The sequence below is a fragment of the Arthrobacter sp. HMWF013 genome (genome assembly GCF_003061105.1).
In the GTDB taxonomy this organism is placed as follows: domain Bacteria; phylum Actinomycetota; class Actinomycetes; order Actinomycetales; family Micrococcaceae; genus Arthrobacter.
In genome coordinates, this window is sequence record NZ_QAIQ01000330.1 from 1 (window position 1) to 6,221 (window position 6,221).

The window sequence follows — 6,221 nt, forward strand, 5'->3', positions numbered from 1 at the left end:
CCCGCCGTCGTCGTGCCGTCTGTGCCGGGCGGCGCTGTGAACGATCCGGCCGGGGCGAAGAGCTACGCCTCCGGGCGACTGTCCGCCTACGGCTGGGGCCAGGACCAGTTCCAGTGCCTCGCCCAGCTCTGGACCAAGGAGTCCAACTGGCTGACCACAGCCACCAACCCTTATTCGGGCGCGTACGGCATCCCCCAGGCGCTGCCGCCCGGCAAGTTAAGCTCTGCCGGGAGCGACTGGCTCACCAGCTACAGGACGCAGGTGGACTGGGGCCTGGCCTACATCGCGGACAGGTACAAGTCTCCGTGCGGTGCCTGGAGTCACTCGGTTGCCAACAACTGGTACTGACGCCCGGCCGCGTAGGGCGGTCCGTCAGGTTCCCGGGGCCTTCGCGAATTCCGCCGCGCTGAGGAATTCAATGCCCACGAAGGGCTGGTCCCCGTCCACCCAGGCGTCGTGTCCGGGCGGAATGGTGTAGGAATTGCCGGCCGTGATGCCGATGCGGCTGCCGTCCGTGGTCTCGACGCTGAGCGCTCCGGACACGCAATAACCCACATGGTTGTTCTGGCACGAATCGGTCCCGACCACGGGTTTGATGCAGTCGGACCAGCGCCACCCGGGGTGGAAGGTGAAACGGCCGATTGTGTAGTCGCCCAAACTGACGACGTCCACCTCAGTCTTGTCCGGACGGCGCTTCTCATCCGGAGTGTCGTGGGATTTGGCTGCCAGCTGGGTCACGATATTTGTAGGCATGGCGGGCGACTTTCTCTGCGGGATTCTTGCCCATCAGCTGTCCGTCCCTGGCCGCCGGGCAGCATCTGAAGCGCTTACGATTGCCAGCATGCTCTTTCCACCGGTGGTTGTCGAGCCTCTTGCGGCGGGCGTCGGGGCTAGGCTTTCCCCATGGCTGATTTCGAACGGTTCCGGCTCCTCCTGGAGGACGAGCGCGCCCGGAAACTGGCACTGCTGCCGGCGCTCCGGGCCGACATTTCCTCGGCCAATGCGGCCCGCCAGGATTCCAATGTGGACGATGAACACGACCCGGAAGGTGCCACCATTGCCTTCGAACTGTCCCAGGCGGCTGCCCTCCTGGACCAGAGCACTTCCGGGCTGGCCGAAGTGGAAGCGGCACTTCAGCGGATCGCGGATGGCACGTATGGAAGCTGCGCGGTCTGCGGAGAGCGAATCGCCGAAGGCCGGCTCGAGGCCCGGCCCTGGACGACGTTCTGCATCAACCACGCATCTTCCGGGCGCCGCGGACGGTAGGCCATGAGTCAGAGGGTGCAGGATGCGGCGGCTTTCATCGACACCACGCTGCAGAACGAGGGCTCGTGGTATCGGGCCGATGACGTTGAGACCAGGATTGGCGGTGCCCTGGCCTCTTACGGGGCTTCGGTGGGAGCCATCCGCGGGACGGTCCGCGATGCCCGCCGGAAGTTCAAGGAGCTTGACCATGACGAAGTGACGGCGCTGGCCTCGCTGCTTTGGGGCCAACCCGGCCCCGGCAGGCGGCCCGTCTTTGAACGCAGGCTGGCGGCAGTGGTTCTCCTGCAATCCAGCGCTGACCTGCTGCGGCATACAGATCTGACCCGGGTCGAGGGGTTCATCCGCACTGCCCGGACAGCCGAACTGGTGACCCCCCTTGTGGCAGACGTCGTCCTGCCGCTGTTGGCCGGGCTTAAGGGGAAAGACCGGCAACGCGCAGAGACCGTCATTGGCAGGTGGCGCCAGGACCCCGAGGACTCGGTCCGCCAAGCCGCCACACAGACATCCGGCATCACCGCCGGGACCGCTTAGATAAGAGGAGACAAAGAATGAGCGAGACCTACAACCTGGAACGCTTCGTGGAGGCCCAAGACAACTCAGGGACTTACGGGCAGGCACTGGCGGAGCTGCAGCTTGGGCAGAAGACGGGCCATTGGATGTGGTTCATCTTTCCCCAGTTCGCAGGGCTGGGCACGAGCCCCACGTCCGTCAGGTACGCCATCACCTCGCTGCCGGAAGCGCAGGCCTACCTCAAGCACGGGATCCTGGGCCCCCGGTTGCTGGAGTGCGCAGCGGCGATAACCACCCATGCCGGCCGCTCCGCCCAAGACATCCTTGGCGGCATTGATGCCAGGAAGCTGCAGTCCTCCATGACGCTGTTCCTGCGCGCCGCGCCGGGGGAGACCGTGTTCAAGACGGTACTGGCGCAGTTTTTCGACGGCGAGCCTGATCCCGCCACCGACGCACTGCTCGCGGAGGCCAGGGACTAACCAGGCGTTGAATAAACAACGACGGCGGTGCGCCCCCCTGCTGGAGCACACCGCCGCCGTCGGTCTTCTGGTGCCCTGCCCCTTCAGGGCGAGGGTGTTCCGCCGTTCAGGTGGAGCGTTTGGTGCTGCACCGGAGGCGGGATTTTCCCGTAGGCCGTCACAGGGTTCCGGAAGGTGAACGGTCCGTCAAGGAATTCCTCCAATTGACTGGGGCTACAACGGGCAGGCGGTTCGCCTTGACCAAGGAAAGCTAAGCATGCTTAGGGTCCCACCCTAGACAATGGGATGGCCCGCTGCCAACCCCTGCACGAATCGTAAGGGTTCGCCCCTGTTCCTGCCGTCCGCTCAGTCGTACTCTGAGGCTTGGAGGTGATTGCCATGGAGGCAGCGCAGGGTGACAGGATCATCGTCCATGGAAGGACCGTAGGGGCCTCGGACCGGCACGGGGTGATCCTGGAGGTGAGGGGCCAGGAAGGCCACCCGCCCTATCTGGTCCGCTTCGACGACGGCCACGAAACAGTAATGTACCCCGGCGGCGATTTCGCCGTCGAGCGCGGGCACAGCAGCTGACCGGTCAGCGCGCGGCGTCCGCTGCGCCGGGGGAGGGCACCTGTCAGACTGGAGTCATGGATCATTCCTTGGCTGCTACGACTCCCGGTGCAAATCCCCATGCCAGGCCCCCGCTGACCGGTCCGCGGGATCCCGGTGACGCGTGGGTGGAGGGTGTCCACGGGAAGTTCTGGGGCAGGTTCGGTGCCGCCGGGGTGCTGGCCTATGACCCTGGCAAAGGCGTCCTGCTCCAGCACCGCGCCCTCTGGAGCCACAACGGCGGGACCTGGGGGCTTCCCGGCGGGGCCCTGCACCAGGACGAGGACGCCATTACCGGAGCCCTCCGGGAGGCGCACGAGGAAGCCGCGGTACCGGCCACTGATGTGAGCGTGCTCTTTACTACGGTGCTGGACGTGGGTTACTGGTCCTACACCACCGTTGTGGTGCAGGTGATCCGGCCGTTTGACCCGGTGATCAGTGATCCCGAAAGCCTCGAGCTGAGCTGGGTTCCGGTGCCGGAAGTGCATGGCAAGGAACTCCACCCCGGTTTCGCCAGGTCCTGGCCGGCGCTCCGGCCGCGGCTGCTTGGCCTGTCTTCGGAGCGGGTTCAGTAGTCCTGGCCGTATTCGGCGCTGACCAGGATCGGCAGGTGGTCTGACTTGCCCCGCGGCAGCGTTTCCACACTCTCGATGTCCAGGCCCAGGGACGTGGCGAAGTCGAAATGGCCCTTGAAGAACTTGTACCGGGTGTAGGTGCGGCGGTCGCTGAGGGACAACGCATACCCGGTCTCCTTCATCTGGGTATGGAGGTTCTTGGTGAAGAACGGGTAGTTGAAATCGCCCACCATCAGCGTCATCAGCCCGCTGCCCATGCTGAGCAGCTCTGCGTGGGCGGCATGGATCTGCTTGCGCCGCAGCGAGTTGGAGGCCGTGAGGGGCGCGGCGTGGAATGAGCCGATCACCAGTTCATGCTGGGTTTCATTGTCCACAACACGTGTGCCGATCAGCCGCTCATGGGCAGGGGCCAACACCCTGTCGTGCAGCGATTTCTTCAGCGCAAAGGACTGCGTATCAAGGGCCGTGAACCGGCTGGTGCGGTAGTAAATGGCAAGCCCCAGGCGGTTGCCCCTGGTGGAGTCCGCCAGATGCAGCGGCCCCAGGGTCTGCGGCAGATCGCTCGAATCCACCTCCTGCAGGCACAAGGCGTCGATATCGAAATTCCGCGCGAGGGCGAGGAGTTCGCCGCTCGCTTTATGCTCGCGAAGGTTATAGCTGATGACGCGCATTCTTGGAACACCCTTCAGAGGGTTGCTGACAGGACCAGTTTCCGAGTCTACCCAGCCGGGGTTCCTGCGCGCCTGTATTTCGCGGCATCGGTTCCGGGCCCCGGCCGCACCGGTAGAGTTAATCCTCATTCACCCGGTACCGCAGGAAGGCCCCACTTTGACCAAGGATCTGCCCGAGCTGGCTGATGGCATCTTTTACTATGAGGCGTTGGGCGGCGGCCGTTTCCGGTCCACCATTCACGCCCAGGGCGCCTGGAACGTCCATGAACAGCACATGGCACCGGCATCGGGATTGCTGGCCGACAGCCTGGAGCGCCACGAACCCCGCGCTGACATGCGGATGGCCCGCCTGAGCTACGAAATCCTGGGACTGATCCCCGGCGGGGAGTTCCACATCGTGACCTCCACCCTTCGCCCGGGCCGGACTATCGAGCTCCTGCAGGCCGAACTCATCGCCAATGCCAGGGTCGCCATCCGGGCCACCGCCTGGCGGATGGTCACCAGTGACACCTCGGCAGTGGCCGCCATCGAGGACACCGCCATACCCGCGCCGGATGAATGCAAACCCTACGACGGGCCAAGCGTGTGGCCGGGCGGCTACATCCGGTCCCTTGAGATGCGCGCGGCCGACGGCCACCGGCCCGGTGCCGGCAAGGTCTGGCTGCGAACGGAACACCCCCTGACGGACAAAGCAGACAGCGGGGATCTGGCCCGCCTCATCGGACTGGTGGACACCGCCAACGGGATCGCGGCCCGGGTCCCTCCGGGGAAAGACAGTTACGCGTTCCCCAACCTGGACCTGCAGATCCACATGTACCGCAGGCCCGTGGGCGAATGGCTGGGACTGGACAATGCGGTGTCATTCGGCGCCGACGGCATTGGCCTGACCTCGACCGTCCTGCACGATCTCCAGGGCCCGTTCGGGCGGGCCGAACAGATCCTGACACTGCGCAGGACCTAGTCCAGGCCCGCGTCCTTCCTGTAACTGCGCACTGCGTTGTGGATGGTTGGGTAGAAGTGGTCCGAGGTGAACCGTGCGGTGGCCCCGAAGCGGGTCAGCCTGTCCTTGACCGGCCCCTTCATCTCCGCGAAGACCAGGCTGATGCCTTGCTTCGCCAGCTCGTCGTCGAGCTGGACAAGTTCGTCCAGCGCCGTGGTGTCCAGATCCGTGATGGGTTCGGCGGCCACTATGACCCATCGCACCGGAGTGGGGGCCTCCGCCACGAGGGTGCGGATGTGTTCGGTGAAAACTTCACCGTTGGCAAAGAACAGCGGCGCATCAAAACGGGCGATGACGAGGCCGTCGACCCGCTGGCCCTCCGGATGCCGGGTGATGTCGTGGAAGCCGGGAACATCGTCCAGGCTGGCCAGCTCCGTGCGGTAAGGATCCCAGGCCCGGCGGACGAAGGCCATCAGGGACAGGCCGATCGCCACCACGATTCCCTCCAGGACCCCGACGAAAGCCACGCCCAGGAAAGCAGCGATGAGCAGGACCGCCTCGGTCTTGCTCATCCTGACCAGGCGGAAGAGGGCTTTGAAGTCCACCAGCGATGAAGCCGCCACCATCACCACCGCGGCAAGAGTGGCGGTGGGCAGGAAAGCTGTCACACCGGGCGCGGCCACCATAAAGACCACCACGATGGCAGCGGCCACGATGCCGCTGAACTGGGTCTTTGCACCCGCGTCGAGAACGATGGGGGTCCGGGAAGAGCTTCCGCACACAGGGAACCCGCCCAGCAGCCCGCTGGCGGCGTTGGCGATCCCCAACGCACCCATTTCGTGGTTCCCGTTGACCCTGATCCCACGGCGTGCGGCGAGGCTCTTGGAGAGCGTGGAGGTATCGGCGAAGGCGATGAGGGCAATGCCCGCTGCCGGAGCTATGAGCGAGACGACGTCGTCCACGCTGATACCGCCCAGGGCAGGGGAGGGCAGGCCGGCCGGCAGAGCACCGACCAGTGGCAGCTCGGTGGTCAGATTCAAAGCGGCTGCGGCCGCGGTGGATGCGGCCACGGCAACCAGTACGCCCGGGAATTTCCACGGCAGGAGGCGGCCGGCGATCAAGGCTGCGAGGGTACCGGCCCCGAAGGCCAGGGCAACGGGGTTGGTGTCACCCCGGGCAACGGCGCCGGCGG

General features: G+C 65.5%; 9 protein-coding genes and 1 pseudogene. 7 read left to right on the top strand and 3 right to left on the bottom strand.

Annotated features, from left to right (window positions below):
• A pseudogene (locus tag DBR22_RS12390) lies at positions 1-348 on the top strand (lytic transglycosylase domain-containing protein); the annotation flags it as partial.
• Positions 349-372: 24 nt separating this feature from the next.
• On the opposite strand, the gene DBR22_RS12395 reads toward DBR22_RS12390, so the two are convergent.
• Positions 373-753, bottom strand: a complete 381-nt coding sequence (locus DBR22_RS12395; RefSeq protein WP_108599267.1) for a cupin domain-containing protein — start codon at positions 751-753, stop codon at positions 373-375.
• Between the two features lie 150 nt (positions 754-903).
• On the opposite strand from DBR22_RS12395, the gene DBR22_RS12400 reads away from it, so the two are divergent.
• From DBR22_RS12400 to DBR22_RS12420, 5 genes are all read left to right on the top strand, one after another.
• The gene (locus tag DBR22_RS12400) at positions 904-1,266 is read left to right on the top strand and encodes a TraR/DksA family transcriptional regulator (protein ID WP_108599268.1); all 363 of its coding nucleotides are present in this window, start codon (positions 904-906) and stop codon (positions 1,264-1,266) included.
• A 3-nt stretch (positions 1,267-1,269) separates the two neighbouring features.
• Positions 1,270-1,797, top strand: a complete 528-nt coding sequence (locus DBR22_RS12405; protein WP_108599269.1) for a DNA alkylation repair protein — start codon at positions 1,270-1,272, stop codon at positions 1,795-1,797.
• Positions 1,798-1,814: 17 nt separating this feature from the next.
• Positions 1,815-2,255, top strand: a complete 441-nt coding sequence (locus DBR22_RS12410) for a DUF1810 domain-containing protein (protein WP_108599270.1) — start codon at positions 1,815-1,817, stop codon at positions 2,253-2,255.
• 378 nt (positions 2,256-2,633) lie between these two features.
• On the top strand, positions 2,634-2,825 hold the full coding sequence (locus DBR22_RS12415; RefSeq protein WP_108599271.1) for a DUF1918 domain-containing protein: 192 nt from the start codon (positions 2,634-2,636) through the stop codon (positions 2,823-2,825).
• Positions 2,826-2,881: 56 nt separating this feature from the next.
• Positions 2,882-3,418, top strand: coding sequence for an NUDIX domain-containing protein (locus DBR22_RS12420; protein ID WP_108599272.1), 537 nt, complete (start codon positions 2,882-2,884; stop codon positions 3,416-3,418).
• Here DBR22_RS12420 and DBR22_RS12425 read toward each other — a convergent pair.
• The gene (locus tag DBR22_RS12425; RefSeq protein ID WP_108599273.1) at positions 3,412-4,089 is read right to left on the bottom strand and encodes an endonuclease/exonuclease/phosphatase family protein; all 678 of its coding nucleotides are present in this window, start codon (positions 4,087-4,089) and stop codon (positions 3,412-3,414) included. The genes DBR22_RS12420 and DBR22_RS12425 overlap by 7 nt on opposite strands.
• 157 nt (positions 4,090-4,246) lie before the next feature.
• On the opposite strand from DBR22_RS12425, the gene DBR22_RS12430 reads away from it, so the two are divergent.
• Positions 4,247-5,050: a thioesterase family protein gene (locus DBR22_RS12430; protein ID WP_108599274.1), complete on the top strand. Its 804-nt coding sequence runs from the start codon at positions 4,247-4,249 to the stop codon at positions 5,048-5,050.
• Here DBR22_RS12430 and DBR22_RS12435 read toward each other — a convergent pair.
• On the bottom strand, positions 5,047-6,221 hold a 1,175-nt coding region (locus DBR22_RS12435; RefSeq protein ID WP_258229174.1), incomplete at its 5' end, for a SulP family inorganic anion transporter. The genes DBR22_RS12430 and DBR22_RS12435 overlap by 4 nt on opposite strands.